The 17,182-nt window shown below is 32.7% G+C and carries 21 protein-coding genes; 12 read left to right on the forward strand and 9 right to left on the reverse strand.

The window, feature by feature from the left end; all coding sequences use genetic code 11:
• The 3 genes from BMZ76_RS14340 to ruvX form a co-directional block, all read right to left on the reverse strand.
• Window positions 1–211, reverse strand: a 211-nt coding sequence (locus BMZ76_RS14340; RefSeq protein ID WP_143071104.1) for a helix-turn-helix domain-containing protein, incomplete at its 3' end; no start/stop codon positions are given.
• Between the two features lie 146 nt (window positions 212–357).
• Complete coding sequence (locus BMZ76_RS14345) at window positions 358–1,854, reverse strand: malate:quinone oxidoreductase (protein ID WP_091208418.1); 1,497 nt, start codon at window positions 1,852–1,854, stop codon at window positions 358–360.
• Window positions 1,855–1,972: 118 nt separating this feature from the next.
• The gene (gene ruvX / locus BMZ76_RS14350; RefSeq protein ID WP_091208422.1) at window positions 1,973–2,389 is read right to left on the reverse strand and encodes a Holliday junction resolvase RuvX; all 417 of its coding nucleotides are present in this window, start codon (window positions 2,387–2,389) and stop codon (window positions 1,973–1,975) included.
• 234 nt (window positions 2,390–2,623) lie between these two features.
• Here ruvX and BMZ76_RS14355 point away from each other — a divergent pair, with 234 nt between their 5' ends.
• From BMZ76_RS14355 to BMZ76_RS14370, 4 genes are read left to right on the forward strand one after another with little or no spacing between them, the layout of a single operon-like run.
• Window positions 2,624–3,439, forward strand: coding sequence for a 2,3,4,5-tetrahydropyridine-2,6-dicarboxylate N-succinyltransferase (locus BMZ76_RS14355; RefSeq protein WP_091208425.1), 816 nt, complete (start codon window positions 2,624–2,626; stop codon window positions 3,437–3,439).
• 32 nt (window positions 3,440–3,471) lie between these two features.
• Window positions 3,472–4,452, forward strand: a complete 981-nt coding sequence (locus BMZ76_RS14360; protein ID WP_091208430.1) for a glycosyltransferase — start codon at window positions 3,472–3,474, stop codon at window positions 4,450–4,452.
• A gap of 20 nt (window positions 4,453–4,472) precedes the next feature.
• Entirely contained in the window at window positions 4,473–5,537 is a 1,065-nt protein-coding gene (locus BMZ76_RS14365; protein WP_244281830.1) for a glycosyltransferase family 9 protein, read from the forward strand.
• A 31-nt stretch (window positions 5,538–5,568) separates the two neighbouring features.
• Window positions 5,569–6,360, forward strand: a complete 792-nt coding sequence (locus tag BMZ76_RS14370) for a glycosyltransferase family 2 protein (protein ID WP_091208435.1) — start codon at window positions 5,569–5,571, stop codon at window positions 6,358–6,360.
• Here BMZ76_RS14370 and BMZ76_RS14375 read toward each other — a convergent pair.
• The gene (locus BMZ76_RS14375) at window positions 6,343–7,104 is read right to left on the reverse strand and encodes a lipopolysaccharide kinase InaA family protein (protein WP_091208439.1); all 762 of its coding nucleotides are present in this window, start codon (window positions 7,102–7,104) and stop codon (window positions 6,343–6,345) included. The two genes, BMZ76_RS14370 and BMZ76_RS14375, sit on opposite strands and share 18 nt — an antisense overlap.
• 212 nt (window positions 7,105–7,316) lie before the next feature.
• Here BMZ76_RS14375 and BMZ76_RS14380 point away from each other — a divergent pair, with 212 nt between their 5' ends.
• From BMZ76_RS14380 to BMZ76_RS14415, 8 genes are all read left to right on the forward strand, one after another.
• Window positions 7,317–8,426, forward strand: coding sequence for a glycosyltransferase family 4 protein (locus tag BMZ76_RS14380; protein WP_091208442.1), 1,110 nt, complete (start codon window positions 7,317–7,319; stop codon window positions 8,424–8,426).
• Window positions 8,416–8,982, forward strand: coding sequence for an L-threonylcarbamoyladenylate synthase (locus BMZ76_RS14385; RefSeq protein ID WP_091208446.1), 567 nt, complete (start codon window positions 8,416–8,418; stop codon window positions 8,980–8,982). The genes BMZ76_RS14380 and BMZ76_RS14385 overlap by 11 nt, the downstream gene beginning before the upstream one ends.
• A gap of 73 nt (window positions 8,983–9,055) precedes the next feature.
• A complete protein-coding gene (locus tag BMZ76_RS14390) occupies window positions 9,056–10,483 on the forward strand; it encodes a CCA tRNA nucleotidyltransferase (protein ID WP_091208450.1) in 1,428 nt (475 codons plus the stop codon).
• A 57-nt stretch (window positions 10,484–10,540) separates the two neighbouring features.
• The gene (locus tag BMZ76_RS14395) at window positions 10,541–10,834 is read left to right on the forward strand and encodes a hypothetical protein (protein ID WP_091208454.1); all 294 of its coding nucleotides are present in this window, start codon (window positions 10,541–10,543) and stop codon (window positions 10,832–10,834) included.
• Window positions 10,810–11,115, forward strand: a complete 306-nt coding sequence (locus tag BMZ76_RS14400; protein WP_091208459.1) for a type II toxin-antitoxin system RelE/ParE family toxin — start codon at window positions 10,810–10,812, stop codon at window positions 11,113–11,115. Before BMZ76_RS14395 ends, BMZ76_RS14400 begins: the two co-directional genes overlap by 25 nt.
• Window positions 11,116–12,138: a COX15/CtaA family protein gene (locus tag BMZ76_RS14405; protein WP_091208464.1), complete on the forward strand. Its 1,023-nt coding sequence runs from the start codon at window positions 11,116–11,118 to the stop codon at window positions 12,136–12,138. It abuts the gene before it with no gap.
• Between the two features lie 58 nt (window positions 12,139–12,196).
• Window positions 12,197–12,970, forward strand: coding sequence for a CDP-alcohol phosphatidyltransferase family protein (locus BMZ76_RS14410; RefSeq protein WP_091208468.1), 774 nt, complete (start codon window positions 12,197–12,199; stop codon window positions 12,968–12,970).
• A 238-nt stretch (window positions 12,971–13,208) separates the two neighbouring features.
• Entirely contained in the window at window positions 13,209–13,391 is a 183-nt protein-coding gene (locus tag BMZ76_RS14415; RefSeq protein ID WP_091208473.1) for a CsbD family protein, read from the forward strand.
• A gap of 108 nt (window positions 13,392–13,499) precedes the next feature.
• On the opposite strand, the gene BMZ76_RS14420 is transcribed toward BMZ76_RS14415, so the two are convergent.
• The 5 genes from BMZ76_RS14420 to BMZ76_RS14440 form a co-directional block, all read right to left on the reverse strand.
• Window positions 13,500–14,267 (reverse strand): LytR/AlgR family response regulator transcription factor, encoded by a 768-nt coding sequence (locus BMZ76_RS14420; protein WP_091208478.1) that lies wholly within the window; start codon window positions 14,265–14,267, stop codon window positions 13,500–13,502.
• 68 nt (window positions 14,268–14,335) lie between these two features.
• A complete protein-coding gene (locus tag BMZ76_RS14425; RefSeq protein ID WP_091208618.1) occupies window positions 14,336–14,671 on the reverse strand; it encodes a 2TM domain-containing protein in 336 nt (111 codons plus the stop codon).
• Between the two features lie 69 nt (window positions 14,672–14,740).
• Window positions 14,741–15,046 (reverse strand): 2TM domain-containing protein, encoded by a 306-nt coding sequence (locus BMZ76_RS14430; RefSeq protein WP_091208483.1) that lies wholly within the window; start codon window positions 15,044–15,046, stop codon window positions 14,741–14,743.
• A gap of 44 nt (window positions 15,047–15,090) precedes the next feature.
• The gene (locus BMZ76_RS14435; protein WP_091208488.1) at window positions 15,091–16,425 is read right to left on the reverse strand and encodes a histidine kinase; all 1,335 of its coding nucleotides are present in this window, start codon (window positions 16,423–16,425) and stop codon (window positions 15,091–15,093) included.
• Between the two features lie 74 nt (window positions 16,426–16,499).
• Window positions 16,500–17,120 carry a hypothetical protein gene (locus tag BMZ76_RS14440; RefSeq protein WP_091208491.1) on the reverse strand — a complete coding sequence of 207 codons (621 nt, stop codon included), beginning with the start codon at window positions 17,118–17,120 and terminating at the stop codon, window positions 16,500–16,502.
• Window positions 17,121–17,182: the final 62 nt, after the last annotated feature.

Here is a 17,182-nt window from a genome sequence, read left to right on the forward strand (position 1 = left end):
TTCTTTTAGGCTTGGCTTTCTGTCGCTTTTCATATTTGCGTTGAGCTAAATCTGCATCGTATTTACCACTGCGTAAATCACAATTACGTTGTAGCTCTCGTGTTAAGACAGACTTGTCCTTTTTAATAAATAATGCTATTTGGCTTTTGCTGAAATTTTGTTCTAATAATACGCTAATAGTATATCTTTGTTCGCGGGTTAAATGGCTCATTATTTACAACTTTGGTCAGGAGCAAATAAAGACAATTTATTCCATTCGAGAGAGAGGGCTTTTTTGCCCTCTCTCTCGAAAAAATTGTCTTATCGATTTTCCTGAGAGTTGCATTAATTAATTGAATCTAGTATTTTTATTAATTTCTAATTGTTCAGTTTTAAAACAGTAGCAGTTTCTTGTCTGACTTTCGTTAATAAATCAGGATTATCGTTTAAATTCTGGCCAAAAGAAGGAATCATCGTTTTTAATTTTTCCTGCCATTCCGGCGTTTCAAATTGATCTTTAAAACACCTTCCAATCAAATCAACCATAATAGAAACAGCGGTTGAAGCGCCCGGCGAGGCGCCCAACAAAACAGATAGAGTACCATCGGCAGTGGTAATTACTTCGGTACCAAATTCCAGAATTCCACCTTCTTTCTCATCTTTCTTAATCACTTGTACACGTTGCCCAGCTCGTTCTAAAACCCAGTCTTTGGATTTAGCACTTGGCACATATTCTTTTAAGGCATTAATTCTATCTTTCGGAGACTGACGCACTTGCTGAATTAAATATCTAGTAAGTGGTATATTCTTAATACCTGCGGCAACCATAGGAATAATATTATCCGTTTTTATGGATAAAGGCAAATCAGAATAAGAGCCATTTTTTAAAAATCGAGTCGAAAAACCAGCAAAAGGCCCAAAAAGCAATGCTTTTTCTCCATTTATCATTCGGGAATCAATATGCGGAACTGACATTGGGGGTGCGCCTACACTAGCTTTACCATATACTTTTGCCTGATGCTTTGCAATTACTTCTGGATTAATACACTTTAACCACTGTCCGCTCACTGGGAAACCGCCATATCCCTTTCCTTCTGGAACATTTGCTTTCTCTAATAACGGCAATGAACCGCCACCAGCACCAATAAAAACAAACTTAGTGTACGCTTTTTTTGTTTGGCCTGTAGCCACGTCAGTAATTTTTATTCTCCAGGACTTATCGTCTCTTTGTTTTAATTTTTGAACTTCATGGTTGAAATGAATCGTAACACCTTCTAATTTTGTTAAATAGCCAAAAATACTGCGGGTTAACTCTCCAAAATTTACATCGGTACCAATTGCCATTGAAGTGGCGGCAACTTTGTCTGACTCCTTTCTGCCTTCCATAACCAGAGGCATCCATTTTTTCAACTCAGCAAAATCAGTGCTAAAAATCATATCCTTAAATAAAGGATTCGAATGCAAAGCCTCAAATCTTGTTTTTAAGTAGGCTACATTTTTTTCACCCCAAACAAAACTCAGGTGTGGAATGCTTTTTATAAAATTCTCAGGAGACGGAACTTTATTTTCTTGAACGAGATACGCCCAAAACTGTCGGGAAACCTCAAAAGATTCTGCGATACTGATTGCTTTTTTTGGATTGATGATTCCATCTTCGCTTTCTGGAGTATAATTGAGCTCGCAAAAAGCAGAATGTCCCGTTCCAGCATTATTCCAGGCATCAGAACTTTCGGCAGCAGCAATATCCAATCGCTCATAAATTTCAATTTTTATATCAGGCTGCAACTCTTTTAGGATTAAGCCAAGAGTGGCGCTCATAATTCCAGCTCCTATAAGAACTACTTCACTATTTGTACGTACGGTTTTGTCAGACATCACTACATTTTAAAGTGCAAAGATAAATTATATAATTGCAAAAAAAGCATAAATTTTGCCTCAAAAGTTACATTTATCAAACCCTTTTTTGCGAAAACACAGCTTTTTTATATTGATTTTAAAATCTTTTTCGGGTCAAATAATCCTGAAGCATTATCGTTGCCGAAATCTCGTCAATCAGTGCTTTGTTAAGACGTTGTTTCTTACTCATTCCGCTATCAATCATGGATTGGAAAGCCATTTTTGAAGTAAAGCGTTCATCAACCCGAATAACTTTCATCTCCGGAAAATGATTTGTAAAATGCGTTACAAAACCTTTTATAATGGAAGCACTTTCTGAAGGCTCGCCGTTCATTTGTTTGGGTTCACCAATAAGGACAGCTTCAACTTTCTCTTTGGAAAAATAGTCTTTCAAAAAAGCAATTGCGGTTGTGGAAGGAATGGTTGTCAATCCTGAAGCTATGATTTGCATTTCATCGGTAACGGCAATTCCGGTTCGTTTTTGTCCATAATCTATGGAGAGAATTCTTGGCATTTCAATTTTTTTCAAAGGTAACTATTTTAATATCTCAATTCTTAGCAGTAACAGAAAAGTCACTTCGCTATCATTTTTTTTCAAAATTTATTTTTCCCCCATTGAAATACAAAGAACAATTATTATTTTAAATTAAATATTAAAACAAGAAGTTAAATCTGTAACATTTTCTAATCATTTTGCTTTTTTGCTTTTGGCTAAAAATCCTATCTTTGTCAAAAATTATCAAAAAAAATGAATCCATTACAACCGATTATAGAACAAGCTTGGGAAAACCGCGCTTTGCTGCAGGAAACTACAACTACTGACGCAATCAGAGAAGTTATCGAGTTATTAGACACAGGAAAACTGCGCGTAGCTGAACCAAAAGGAGACACCTGGCAAGTAAACGAATGGGTTAAGAAAGCCGTGGTTATGTACTTCCCAATTCAAAAAATGGAAACATGGGAATCAGGAATTTTTGAATACCATGACAAAATGTTATTGAAAAGAGGCTATGCTGAAAAAGGAATTCGTGTGGTTCCTAATGCAGTCGCGCGTTACGGCGCTTACATCTCAAGTGGGGTTATTTTGATGCCAAGTTATGTAAATATTGGTGCTTATGTTGACGAAGGAACAATGGTGGACACTTGGGCAACCGTAGGAAGTTGCGCTCAAATTGGTAAAAACGTACACTTAAGCGGTGGTGTTGGTATTGGTGGTGTTTTAGAACCATTGCAAGCTGCTCCTGTAATTATTGAAGATGGTGCTTTTATTGGTTCACGTTGTATCGTAGTTGAAGGAGTTCACGTTGGCAAAGAAGCCGTTCTTGGTGCTAATGTTTGCTTGACTGCATCTACAAAAATTATTGATGTTACAGGTGAAACTCCTGTTGAAATGAAAGGTTTTGTTCCTGCTCGTTCGGTAGTAATTCCAGGAAGTTATACAAAAACGTTTCCAGCAGGAGATTTTCAGGTGCCTTGTGCTTTAATCATTGGAACACGCAAGCCTTCAACAGATTTGAAAACTTCATTGAATAACGCTTTACGCGAATATGACGTAGCGGTATAGTGCGTTTTTAAAATCTATAAACAAAAAACCTATTGGATATTTCAATAATTATTGTCAATTACCGGGGTTGGAAAGCCTTAGCTGAATGTTTAGAATCTATTGAAATAATTATTTCGAAAACATTCACATTCGAAGTCATCATTGTTGATAATTTTTCTAAAGAGGGGCAATTTCCTGTTTTTAAACAAAAATATTCCAAGTTTACATTTATAGAAAATAATGGTAATAATGGTTTCTCAAATGGTTGCAACTTTGGTGCAAACATTGCTTCGGGAAACCATTTCCTTTTTTTAAATCCAGATACAAAACTTACTCTTAGAGCCCTTGAAACCCTTTTAGAAACAACCGTTTCCCATCCAGAAATTGGAATTTTATCCTGTTTGCAAATAAACGAAAACAAAGTTTTTTACAAACAGAATAATTTATTTCCGGCTTTAGGACGCTTTTTCGGAATCTCAAGATCTCTTTATAGAAAACTAAATAAGGCAAAATTAGAAAAACGTTTTAACAACAACAATGATTTGTTTTACCCAGATTGGGTTACCGGAGCGGTCATTTTTATAAGCCGAGAATGGTTTAACAAAATTAAAGGCTGGAACGAAGATTATTGGCTGTATTTTGAAGATGTTGACCTTTGCAAAAAAGTTTGTAATCTTGGAGGAAAAGTTGCCGTAACCAGAAAAGCAACAATTTTTCATCAGCATGGCGGCGCCTCCCGATTAAATGTAAAAACTAAAGCACTCACAAAAACAGAAGTAATTATTTCTAAACATGTGTACATCAGCGATCAATTTTCAACAGGAATACAACTTTATTTGCATACATTATTAATTTTAGGAGTTCTTAGTGAGAAACTATTTTTGTCGCTTTTAAGCGTATTTTTATTTTTTATTCCAAAATTAAAAGTGAATCGGCTGATGCTTAAAAACCTATCCGTATATTATTTAAATGCCCTACGAAAACAAACCTGGATTAGTCCCCGTGCAATGAATTACTTGAAAACAAAAGCATAATTTTTTCAAATTTACTTCAAATGAAAATACTTGTAATTCAACAAAAAATGATTGGAGATGTTTTAGTCAGCTCCATTTTATGTGATAATTTGCGGAAAGCCTATCCCAAAGCGCAAATTGATTTTATGGTTTACGAATCTACAGTTGCTGTTTTACAAGGAAATACAAGTTTTGATAACCTCATCCTTTTTAAGGAAAAACATCAAAAAAGCAAATGGGAATATTTTAAATTACTAAAATCCATTCGAACGGAAAAATACGATATTGTTATTGATGCGTATTCCAAATTAGAAAGCTGGCTCGTCGTATTATTTTCCGGTGCAAAACAAAAAATATCGTACTGGAAAAAAGGAAGAGGCTTTCTTTATACGGATACCGTGAAACGAAAAAAAACATCTAATATTAATTTGGGTTTAATAATTGAACAACGATTAGCACTGCTAAATCCTTTGCATCTGGATATTGAATTAGAAACTTTGCCCCGAATTTATGTAACTCAAGAAGAAAATGATTTAGCTGCTTCTCTTTTTGATTCTTATGGAATAGACCTGTTTAAAAAAACAATTATGGTCAGTCTCATTGGGAGTAGTTCTGATAAAACATATCCGCTGGAATACATGTCGAAATTAGTGGATTTTATGGCAGATAAAGGGGATATAAATATTCTTTTTAATTATTTTCCAAAGCAAATTGAAGATGCGAAAAAAATCTACAATGGGTGTAAAGAAAGTACCAAACAGATGATTTATTTCTCCCTTTTAGGAAAAAATATCCGGGAGTTTATCGCCATCATGAATCATTGTGATATGATAATTGGCAACGATGGCGGGGCAATAAATATGGCAAAAGCGTTAGAAAAACCCTCTTTTATTATTTTTTCGCCTTGGATTGACAAAAAAGGATGGGCCACATTTGAAGATGGAATCAATCATGTTTCACTGCATTTACAAGAGTTTAAACCTGATTTATTTGAGGGCAAAACGGCTAAAATTATAAAAAAAGAAACCATCGCGTTTTACAAAGAGTTTACTCCCAAGTTAATTTTTCCTGCTTTAAATACTTTCTTGAAAACACATTTAGAATAATGCTCTATTTTTGTAAAACATCCAAAAATTAATGAAATACGATTACAATATTAACATTTCAGTTTTAATAATTACATTAAACGAAGAAAATCAAATGAAAGCACTTTTAGCTGATTTGGATTTTGCTGCCGAAATTATTGTTGTAGATTCATTCAGCACAGATAGCACTGAAGTTATTTGTAAAGCATTCGATAACGTAAAATTCATTCAAAATAAGTTCGAAAATTATTCTTTACAAAGAAATTTTGCAATTGCTCAGGCAAAAAATGATTGGATTTTATTTCTCGATGCCGATGAAAGATTAACTCCTGAATTAAAAAAAGAAATTGTAGGTACTGTAAAAAATAATGAAAATTACGCCGCTTTTCTATTTCGAAGAATTTTTATGTTTGAAAATAAAGTTTTGCATTTCAGCGGAAATCAAAATGATAAAATATACCGTCTGTTTCATAAAAAACATGCGGAATACACTACGGATAAACTCGTACATGAAAAATTAAAAGTAAATGGAAATATAGGTGTTCTAAAAAACAAACTCATTCATTATTCCTACTCCAATTACCAAGCATATAAGTCAAAAACTACTCGCTACGGAAAATTTAAAGCTCAAGAGATGTTCATGAAGAAACAAAAATCTTTGGTTTTATTTCATCTTTTACATCCAATATATAACTTTTTATTCAATTATATTGTACGATTAGGCTTTTTAGACGGAGAAAAGGGGCTGATTATTTGTTATTTAAATGCTTATTCGATTCACATTCGCTATCAAGAATTAGGACAACTTTGGAAAAGAAAACTACAGTTACCTCCAAAACAATAATTTCTTTTTACGAGCAATTTTTCTACGAAATTTTGACTGAAAATCATTCGTATAAAAACACATTTTATTGAATATCTCATCGTATTTCTTATCGTACAATTTTGCATACTCATCACTCATTACAGCCAACATTTCAATTTTTGGCGTAAGCCGATGAAAATTTTTCATACGAGAATCAAAATCCATTACATCATGAAAATTCATTCGGTTTAAATCTACCAAATAGAAATTATATTTACCTTCCAATCGCTTTTGTATCAATGTATTTCCCGGAGAATGATCTAAAAACTCAATTCCTTTTTGATGTAAATCAAATGTAAATTGGGTAAACTGACGCAATATATTCTCATGGTCTGGGTAATCCGGATTTTGTACCAATTCTCTAAAGGTCAATTCGGACGGAAGGTGTTCACTAATGTAAAAACTGTTTTCCAGTCCTAATATCTTAAAATTTTCAGCATAAGCAATGGGTTGTGGCGTTCCTATACCGTTTGTGATTAATTTATTTGCATACTCAAAAGAACGTCTGGCTTTAGATTTTCTGAAATATTTATAGGCGAATTGATTAATAAGATTAGGGATTTTAAACGATTTGATATTAATCGTTTTGTTTTCTAAATCGAAGAGTTTTATCTTATTTCTTTGACCGTCACCAAATAATGTTCCCTGCTTATCAAAATTATTTACACAGTTCCGAATTTGTTTCTCAAAAGATTTAAAAGAAGGGTTAAAGATATATTTCATAAAAAGGAGAATTGATTGACAAAAGTAGGTATTGAATTCAAGACTTAAAATATTTAATGTAATTTTACCTGAAATTATGCCTAAATCCTACTGTATTATTATATGTATGAGAAAGTATATTAGGATTTAAATAAATAAATATTAGAATTATAAACAAACTTTCTAATAAAAACCAAAAATTAGTAAACAAATTTAAATACTAAAATCAATACATGACCATTCTACATATATCTGCAGTAAAAAGTTGGGGCGGTGGCGAAAACCATATTGAAACCTTATGTTATGAATTGAAACAATCCAATCCTGAAATAAAAAATATTGTCTTATGTGTTGAAAACACTCTTTTTCATGAACGTCTAAATCAAACCCAAATAGAATTTCAAACTGCACCTTTAGCTTATAATTTAGATCTCCGCTTTTCATTAAAAATCATTAATTTATGTAAAACTAAAAAAGTTGATATTATTCACATTCATGATCCATCTGCAATTGCGTTGACAATCATTGCGGATAAATTCGCTAATTTACCACCTTTTATTTTTAGCAAGAAAACATCATTCCCAATAAAAAACAAAAAACTTACACTTTATAAATATAATTATTCTAAAATAAAAAAATATTTATGTGTTTCAGACGAGACTAGAAGAATTACTTTACAGTCAATAAAAGATCGAGATAAAGTAATTACAGTTTACCAAGGCACCTCTATTACCAATAAAAGCACTGCAACAGATTTTTTATTACGCGAGAAATTTGCTATTGATGACTCTAAAAAAATAGTGGGAACAATAGGAAATCACATTAGGGCTAAAAATCTTGAGACATTCATAGAAACAGTTAATCTAATTGTGAATGTAAAAAAAAGAACAGATATCATATTTGTGCAAATTGGCTCTTTTACGGAGCGCACAGAAGATTTATTAATAAAAATTAAAGAATTAAAATTAGAAAACTACATCCATTTTTTAGGATATGTACCGAATGCTTCTAACTTCATCCCACAATTTGATGCATTATTGATGACATCACAAAGCGAAGGTATACCCGAAGTAATTTTTGAAAGTTTTTATCATAAAAAACCTGTAATAAGCACTGATGTAGGAGGAATTCCTGAAATTATACAAGAAGGTATTAACGGTCTATTAACCCCCAAAGAAGATTTTGAGATGATGTCAGAAAAAATAATTTATTTGTTTAACAATAAAGAGCTTGAGGAAAAATTTGTAACGCTTTCTTACGAAAAATTAATTTCAAATTATACTGCTTCAGTAATGGCTCAAAAAACTTTAAAAGAATATAAAACTATTTTAAATGGAAATTAACGACGAAATACATAAAGCTTACGAAGTTATAAAAGAAGGCGGAATAATCCTATATCCTACTGATACTGTTTGGGGAATTGGTTGTGACGCCACAAATCCTGAAGCTGTAGCCAAAATATACAAGCTCAAAAAAAGAATCGAAACTCAAAGCATGATCGTTTTGATGAATGGTGAAAAAATGATGTACAATGTCTTTAAAGACATACCAGAAGTGGCCTGGCAAATAATGGATTTATCTGAAAATCCAACCACTTTAGTTCTGGACAAACCCAGAAACGTAGCTCCAAATTTAATTGCATCAGATAATACGTTGGGAATACGAATCGTGAAAGAGCCTTTTTGTTTTAAGTTAATGGAAAAAATGAAAAAACCATTGGTTTCGACATCGGCAAATATCTCGGGACAACCTACTCCAAAAAGTTTTAAAGAAATTAGTCCTGAAATTATAAAAGGCGTGGACTATGTTGTAAATTTGCATCGCGAAAAAATTGCCGGAAAACCTTCTACAATTATAAAATTAACGAACGATTCTCAGGTAAAAGTGATCCGTAAATAGTAATGAGTTTTCAGTCGCAGTTTTCAGTTTTCAGGACTTAAAACCTTAAACTTCAAAATTTAAACACACAAGAATGAATATTAAAACTTCCTATAAAGAGTTTTTAAACAATAAAATTTTCGAGGTCATCTCTCAAGCTTCCCAAGAACTTAACGTTGACAGTTATGTGATTGGTGGTTTCGTAAGAGATTTACTTTTGAAAAGAGACTTTAAAAAAGACATTGACATTGTTGCTGTTGGCAGCGGAATCGAATTGGCTTTAAAAGTTTCTCAACTACTTCCTAACAAACCAAAAGTTCAAGTTTTCAAAACCTACGGAACAGCGATGTTGCGTTTTGAAGACACCGAAATTGAATTCGTAGGCGCCAGAAAAGAATCCTATAATCTCGATAGCCGAAACCCCGTTGTAGAAAACGGAACATTGGAAGACGACCAAAATCGCCGCGATTTCACTATAAACGCTTTGGCTTTATCCTTAAACGCAAAGAATTTCGGAGAATTATCCGATCCTTTCAATGGACTGGAAGATTTAAAACACAAAATAATCAGAACACCTTTAGACCCAGATATTACTTTTTCTGATGATCCGTTACGCATGTTGAGAGGGATTCGTTTTGCGAACCAATTGGGGTTTGAAATTGAAGGAAATTCGTTGAACTCTATAACCAAAAACGCAGACCGAATCAAAATCATTTCCGGAGAACGCATTGTTGATGAATTGAATAAAATACTTTTGACAGACAAACCTTCTGTAGGTTTCTTGTTGTTGTATAAAACTGGACTTTTAGATATTATTCTTCCAGAACTGACTGCTCTGAATCAAGTTGAAGAAATTGAAGGCCATACACATAAAAATAATTTTTATCACACGCTGGAAGTTGTAGACAATATTTGTCCGAATACTGATGATGTTTGGTTGCGCTGGTCAGCATTATTGCACGATATTGGAAAAGCACCAACGAAACGCTTTAATAAAAAGCAAGGCTGGACTTTTCATGGACATGAATTTCTTGGTGGAAAAATGGCGAAGAAGATATTTGAGCGTTTGCACATGCCATTGAATCACAAAATGAAATTTGTACAAAAAATGGTCATGATGAGCTCACGTCCGATTGTTTTATCTCAGGATACGGTTACGGATTCTGCGGTGCGCCGTTTAGTTTTTGATGCTGGAGAAGATGTTGAGAATTTAATGACATTATGCGAAGCGGATATCACTACCAAAAACCCAAATAAATTCAAAAAGTATCATAGCAACTTCGAAATCGTCCGCAAGAAAATTGTGGAAGTCGAAGAACGTGATCAGGTGCGAAATTTCCAGCCGCCTATCTCGGGAGAAGAAATTATGGAAATATTCAACTTGAAACCATCCAAAGAAATTGGGATATTAAAAGAAGCGGTAAAAGAAGCCATTATAGAAGGTGAAATCCCAAATGAATATCAAGCGGCTTATGATTTTGTTTTAAAAAGAGGAGAGAAATTAGGGCTAAATAAAGTTTAACTAGTGTTTAGTTTAAATTTTTAAAGATTTTATTTAAATTTACTAAAAATTAGAAACATGAATATTTCCGATTTAAAACGAGATCTGATTAAAAAAATATCTGAAACTGAGGACAGTGTTTTGTTGCTACAAATCAATGCTTTATTGAACGAAAAAAACGAAAATGAATCAGAAAAAAATATGTCTTCAGTTCATGAACCTGGCTTAAAATATGAAAGTGTCAGAATCTTTTCAGCAGAAGAACAGCGAAAAATAAACATCGCCTTAAAACAAGTTGAAAATGACGAATTTATTTCTGATGAAGAAGCCCAAATTGAAATAGAAAAATGGTTCGAAGAACAAGAAAAGTAGTTTGGACTACATTTGCAAGAGAATCAAGAACTGCAATTTTTTTATATTGGAATAAGAGAAATAAATCTACGAATTACAGTAAAAAACTTCATTTATTATTTCAAGATTCAATACAACAACTTACGATTTTTCCTGAAAGCTCTATAAAATCTAACAATGAAAATGTACGACTCAAAATTGCAAGTCATTTCGAAATTATCTACACTATTTCAGATACTCAAATTTTTGTTTTAGACATTTGGGACACAAGACAAAATCCTCAAAATTTTCCAATTCAATAAATGAAAAATAAAAATAAATCCGTAATTATCTGGCTACTTTCAGGATGCTTATTATTGTTTATGATGGTTGTAGTTGGGGGAATTACCCGATTGACCAATTCCGGCTTATCCATGACCGACTGGCATTTAGTAACCGATACTTTTCCGCCTTTGACAGAGGAAAAATGGTCGCAAGCTTTTGACGAATATAAAAAATTTCCAGAGTATCAAAAAATCAATGTTCATAATGAATTTAAACTCAGTGATTATAAATTTATCTACTTCTGGGAGTGGTTTCACCGCTTTATAGGACGAATTATCGGTTTGGCATTTATTGTACCCTTTGTCTATTTCTTGTTCAAGAAACGTCTTTCTACTGAAACTGTTAAAAAATGTGTCATATTGCTATTTATGGGCGGTTTTCAGGGTTTTCTGGGCTGGTTCATGGTTCGTAGCGGATTAATAGACAATCCGGACGTAAGTCATTTTAGATTGGCATTACATCTCACATTTGCCTTTATTACTTTTGCTTACACGCTTTGGGTAGCTTTGGATTTAATTTACCCGAACAAAACCGCGGTTATTCAACCATTGCGAAATCTTGCGCGTGTCGCATTAGTTTTTCTGGTGATCCAAATCATTTATGGCGGTTTTGTTGCCGGTTTAAATGCCGGATTAATTCACAATCATTGGCCTTTAATGAGCGACGGACAATTCATTCACGACAGCGTCTTCATTGAAAAAAGCACCTTGTTTTTGAATTTTATTGAAGGAAAAAGCGGCGTTCAATTCGTACATCGAACCATGGCGTATGTCGTGGTAGGCTTAATTCTCGCACTTTATTTCACCAGTAAAAAACATATTCTTTCCTCGCTTCAGAAAAAAGGAATTAATATATTGGTGTTGATTGTATTTTTGCAGTTCCTATTAGGCGTGTTTACTTTACTTTATAGTGTTCCACTTTGGCTGGGATTATTACATCAAGTAATGGCTTTCTTTTTACTAACGGCAATGACATTTACATTACATCGATTATCAAAATAAAAGCATAACAACTGTTACACCTGACTATATTGTCGCATTTCTTTGTTTAAAAACATAAATGTCTAAACTTGCCGCTCAAGATAAATTTCTGGATTTATCAGATTATGGAAGACCATTTGGAAAATTTCTTGCCAATAAATTAAAAGATACGCGCTTCACGCCTATTCATGTCACCTTTCTTTTTGGTGTTTCAGGCTTGATTGCCATTTATTTTATTTTGGACGGATCTTACTTTTTAGCAGGTTTTTTCATTTTGTTGAAATCAGGAATTGATGCTGCAGATGGCGAACTGGCACGATTAAAAAAAACGCCTTCTTACACCGGAAGATATTTAGACAGCGTATTTGATATTATCCTGAATTTTCTCTTTTTGATGACAATTTGTTACGTTTCAAAAACGAATATCTGGATGACAATTTTGGCCTTTATCGGCATCCAGTTACAAGGCACATTATACAACTATTACTATGTCATTTTAAGAAATAAATCAGTTGGCGGAGATACAACCAGTAAAATTTTCGAAAATAAATCTCCTGAAGCTTTACCCGGCGAAACGCAAAAATCAGTTGATATTTTATTCCTAATTTATACTATTGTATACGGTACTTTTGATAAAATAATTCACACACTTGATAAAGATGCTTATAAAGTAAAAACGTTTCCAAACTGGTTTATGACTCTGGTTTCTATCTACGGATTAGGCTTTCAATTATTGATTATAGCTGTAATGTTACCTATGAATTTAATAGAATATATCAGTCCGTTTTTTATACTTTATACCGCATTAATTTTTGTTATAATTGGTATTCGAAAAGTATTTTTCAAGGTTTAGATTCATTATAGACATAATCTATATCATAGGCACAAAACACACATTACCAATATTTTAAAAAACTTTACCTCTACTTATAATTTAGTATTTATTTTAATCCCATTTGATACATTGTAACAAAAGGGTGTAATGTAATTTATCGGAATTATATAATAGTTCCCTTTAATTGTATAACAATTTTATGGTTTAAAATTGCAAAATTTGTCAAGAACAAATAGTAATTTAAAACTTGTATATTATGCCAAATTCAAAAGAGATTGAAGGAAACTGGAATGAGTTAAAAGGAAAACTTAAACAAAAATTTGCCGATTTGACGGATGATGATTTATTATACGATGAAGGTAAAGAAGATGAAATGTGGGGTAAATTACAACAAAAATTAGGCAAGACACAAAAAGAAATTAAATCATTACTTGATTAATTTTTAAATCCTAAACTTACATAAACTGCTTCAATTGCAAGCGTCAAAATTTTTCCTTTTCAGGATTTTTTTAACCGCATTTGAAACAGTTTTTTTTACGCTCTAAAACTACCCAATCCAGGTTTTAAAATCAGAAACTTTTTCCCTGCTTACAATCACTTCTTCTTCTTTAAAAGATGGCAAAATAACTTTCAAACGGGAGTTACTGTACAACACAATTTCCTTAATTGCTTTCAACGGAATTATAAATTTTCTACTGATTCGAAAGAAATCTCCGGGATCCAATTCCTGCTCTAAAAGTTCCAAAGTACATTCGATTAAATAATTCCTGTTATCAAAAGTATGTATGTATGTTCCTTTATTTTCACTAAAAAAACATTCGATTTCCTCTATTGAAATCACTTTCAAATGTTGGCCTATTTTTACAGTAAACCTTTTTTTATAGTTTTTCTCAAACGGATTAGTCAGCATCTTTTTGATTTGCTCAAAATCAATTCCAATGCTTTGTGGTTGTATTTCCTGTTTTGGCAAAAGGGATTTAAATTTGGCAACAGCAATTTCAAGATCATCTTCATCAATAGGTTTTAAAAGATAATCGATACTGTTCAATTTGAAAGCGCGAAGGGCATATTCATCATAAGCCGTTGTGAAAATTACGGCACTCTTAATTTCAACTTTTTCAAATATTTCAAATGATAACCCATCCGACAATTGAATGTCAAGAAAAATCAAATCCGGATGTTCATTTTTAGAAAACCAATCAAGTGCTTCTTCTACGGAATGTAACATCACTCCTACTTTCAAATTTAGTTTTTCAAGTTTTCTTTGCAGTAATCTGGCAGCTGGTTTTTCGTCTTCTATTATTATTGTAGTCATTTAATGTTGAATGATTTGTTTGTTGAATATGTTATTTGTTTAACGCAAACTGCGACAGAATACTTATTTCACTCCCATTTTTCACTTTTCTCTTTCTCCATCAACTCCCTGATTTTTTTCTCTTCCCAATTTCTTCCAAAAATCCAATTGGGCAAGAAAACAGTAAATCCGTGTGCCACTATTCCTATTCCCCAAACGAATGCGGTAAAGAAATTCTCTATTTTGAAATAGCTTTCTCCTGGATCCAAGTCTCTAATATTGATGAATACAATCATTATATTTATGACTATATACACTATTAAATGCGTATAAAAACCTTTTAATCGCTTTACTTCACGTTGGGCGGCTGCATACTTATCTTCCGGTTGGAATTCTCCAAACTCAAAATTATAATTTCTTTTCATTTTGGTATTATTAAGTGTCATTAAAATTAAAAACAAAAGCAATTCTATTTTTATGTAAAAACCGGTGGCTTACGTCCAAGTATCTTTTCTCCCATTTTCTTTATCCATCATTTCCTTAATTTTTTGGTTTTCCCAATTTTTACCAAAAAATGGCATATAATTAAAGACTTTCATTCCATGAAAAATCACTCCAATTCCCCACCCTAACATAGGCCAAAAAAACCATAAATGCTCGGGAGTTGTCACTAAATTTATGGTTAGGAGAGCAATATTAAAGACAACATAGGCTGTCAAATTCCCATAGAAACCCTTAATTTCTTCAACTTGTTTTTTCGCTTCAAAATAGCGCTCTTCATTTTGACATGTATTTTTCATGATTCTTTATTTAAATTTTTCTACATTTAAAATGCATCTGATTCTTATCTCCAAGTTTGCTCATGCTCTTCTTTGCGCAAAATTTCCTGAATTTTTCTTTCTTCCCAATTGGAACTGTAACCAAAAACCTTGAATGCATGCATCGTCAATCCAAATCCCCATCCGGCTGCAGAAAACCAAAACCATTGAAAATGTGGTGAAAACGTTAAATTGATATAGATTAGAAATGGAATCACACAACAGTAAGAAATCAAGTTTCCATAGAATCCTTTAAGCTCGTCCACTCTTTTTTTGGCTCTGTAATAAGCACTATTTTCATCCGTGTTTGTAGTTGTTTCCATAATCGTAATTTGTTTCGTCAAAATGGGTATTTTAACCGTAAATGTTTTTTCGTTTTGAGCAATCAAAACTTTTCTATTGGTTATGATTCCATATCGGTTGATGATATTTTGCAAACCAACTCCTTGACGCTCCTGCAAAACTTCTTTCTTTTGATAATCGTTTTGAACTGCCAGATAATCGCCCTCCACATAAATCCTGATGTGCAACGGCCTTTGCTCACTGACCACATTATGTTTTACCGTGTTTTCTAATAATAATTGTAAAGAAAGCGGAACAACCTTAGCCTCGGGACTAATATCAGTTGCAGGTAATTCATAAAATAAGCTATTCTCAAAACGCATTTTCAGCAGGTTCATGTAGGTTTTGGCGAAAGCCAATTCTTCTTCTACAGAAATTAATTCTTTATCTTTTTGCTCTAATACATATCTGTAAATTTTGGACAAGGAAGTCGTAAATCGTTGTGCATTGTCTGGATTTTCTTCGATCAAAGAACTTAAGACATTCAAACTATTGAAAAGAAAATGAGGATCAATTTGGTTCTTTAAACTTTCAAACTTCGCATTTGCTGTTCCTGCGATGATTTTCTGTTCTTTGACTTTATTTTCATTGTAAGCTTTATAAAAATGCAAAGCGTGAACGCCTAACAATACAATAAAAGTAATAATTGATGATTCTATATAAGCCTGAGGAGTTTCATTGGACAAAAATTCTAAAAATGAGTTTCTCTCGATAATTACTTTTATAAAAATTCGCAACAAAAAAATCACAAATAAGGTGAGAAAAAAAGAACTGACAAACCCAATTAGTATCCGTTTTGGAGCGTAAATATTATCTTTAAAAACTTTGTCTAAAAATACGAACAACGCAGCATTTACAAAATACAAAGTAACACTATAAAGCATACAATATAAAAAGTAAACGTACAATCTAGGACTAAACACCTCACTCCCAACAGTAATAAATTCAATAAGAAACGACACTAAAAAAATTATAACCCCAATAAATAAAGCTTTTAGTAATTGTGGTTTTATATACATTATTCTCTTTTTTTCAATAGTTTTTATTCTCTATTTTGTTCATTAAAATGACTAATTCGAAACAACCAACTGAGTTATTTACAGTTTTTCTCTGCTGCGATAGCTCTGTCCAATCCCCATTTTGGAGAAAAAGGTGTTTCAGGTTTAAAAGTAGCAAAAAGTCCAATAGCTTTTTCAATTTGCGCACACATTGGCTTCGTGTCTGTTCCCCAAAATTGAGCTCCACCAATTTCAAATTCGGCTTTACCAAAAACAACTCTTGGGTTTTCCGGAGCAATTGCCTGTGCTTTTCCGTACAATTCCATAACCGTACCAGATAATTTTTGTCCGTTTGTCATTGGGTCAAAAGCAATCCAAGCCGTATGAATCATTGCTTGCATGACCAATAATTCGGCATTATTTGGATTTTTATCCATTTCTATATCTAATGATTTTTGCGCTTTCGAAAGTAATAAATTCATTTGATCTTTATCTTTTGTTTTAAAAGCAGTCGTAGTATTCACCAATGCAACATAATAATTTGGCAACCAACTTGTTTTTTCAGCACCAGCAATTCTTTCAAACAAATCAGAAGCTTCATTGTTTTTTCCTTCGCCCCATAATTGAAACGCCTTTCCCATACCTTGTTCAAATTGCCCTTGAGCCGATAATAAACTACAGATAAAAAATGCGATTGTTGTGATAATTTTAGTCATGATTTCTTGTTTTTAATGGTTGTTTTTTTGATGATTGAAACATTGTGTTATTTATACTTCAA

This window comes from Flavobacterium xueshanense (assembly GCF_900112975.1).
GTDB classification, from domain to species: domain Bacteria; phylum Bacteroidota; class Bacteroidia; order Flavobacteriales; family Flavobacteriaceae; genus Flavobacterium; species Flavobacterium xueshanense.

Excerpts from the sequence above, each read along its gene's own strand:
- BMZ76_RS14345 (WP_091208418.1), bottom strand. The coding sequence starts at position 1,854 with ATGTCTGACAAAACCGTACGTACAAATAGTGAAGTAGTTCTTATAGGA.
- ruvX (WP_091208422.1), bottom strand. The coding sequence starts at position 2,389 with ATGCCAAGAATTCTCTCCATAGATTATGGACAAAAACGAACCGGAATT.
- BMZ76_RS14355 (WP_091208425.1), top strand. The coding sequence starts at position 2,624 with ATGAATCCATTACAACCGATTATAGAACAAGCTTGGGAAAACCGCGCT.
- BMZ76_RS14365 (WP_244281830.1), top strand. The coding sequence starts at position 4,473 with ATGAAAATACTTGTAATTCAACAAAAAATGATTGGAGATGTTTTAGTC.
- BMZ76_RS14370 (WP_091208435.1), top strand. The coding sequence starts at position 5,569 with ATGAAATACGATTACAATATTAACATTTCAGTTTTAATAATTACATTA.
- BMZ76_RS14375 (WP_091208439.1), bottom strand. The coding sequence starts at position 7,104 with ATGAAATATATCTTTAACCCTTCTTTTAAATCTTTTGAGAAACAAATT.
- BMZ76_RS14380 (WP_091208442.1), top strand. The coding sequence starts at position 7,317 with ATGACCATTCTACATATATCTGCAGTAAAAAGTTGGGGCGGTGGCGAA.
- BMZ76_RS14385 (WP_091208446.1), top strand. The coding sequence starts at position 8,416 with ATGGAAATTAACGACGAAATACATAAAGCTTACGAAGTTATAAAAGAA.
- BMZ76_RS14390 (WP_091208450.1), top strand. The coding sequence starts at position 9,056 with ATGAATATTAAAACTTCCTATAAAGAGTTTTTAAACAATAAAATTTTC.
- BMZ76_RS14395 (WP_091208454.1), top strand. The coding sequence starts at position 10,541 with ATGAATATTTCCGATTTAAAACGAGATCTGATTAAAAAAATATCTGAA.
- BMZ76_RS14400 (WP_091208459.1), top strand. The coding sequence starts at position 10,810 with ATGGTTCGAAGAACAAGAAAAGTAGTTTGGACTACATTTGCAAGAGAA.
- BMZ76_RS14405 (WP_091208464.1), top strand. The coding sequence starts at position 11,116 with ATGAAAAATAAAAATAAATCCGTAATTATCTGGCTACTTTCAGGATGC.
- BMZ76_RS14410 (WP_091208468.1), top strand. The coding sequence starts at position 12,197 with ATGTCTAAACTTGCCGCTCAAGATAAATTTCTGGATTTATCAGATTAT.
- BMZ76_RS14415 (WP_091208473.1), top strand. The coding sequence starts at position 13,209 with ATGCCAAATTCAAAAGAGATTGAAGGAAACTGGAATGAGTTAAAAGGA.
- BMZ76_RS14420 (WP_091208478.1), bottom strand. The coding sequence starts at position 14,267 with ATGACTACAATAATAATAGAAGACGAAAAACCAGCTGCCAGATTACTG.
- BMZ76_RS14425 (WP_091208618.1), bottom strand. The coding sequence starts at position 14,671 with ATGAAAAGAAATTATAATTTTGAGTTTGGAGAATTCCAACCGGAAGAT.
- BMZ76_RS14430 (WP_091208483.1), bottom strand. The coding sequence starts at position 15,046 with ATGAAAAATACATGTCAAAATGAAGAGCGCTATTTTGAAGCGAAAAAA.
- BMZ76_RS14435 (WP_091208488.1), bottom strand. The coding sequence starts at position 16,425 with ATGTATATAAAACCACAATTACTAAAAGCTTTATTTATTGGGGTTATA.
- BMZ76_RS14440 (WP_091208491.1), bottom strand. The coding sequence starts at position 17,120 with ATGACTAAAATTATCACAACAATCGCATTTTTTATCTGTAGTTTATTA.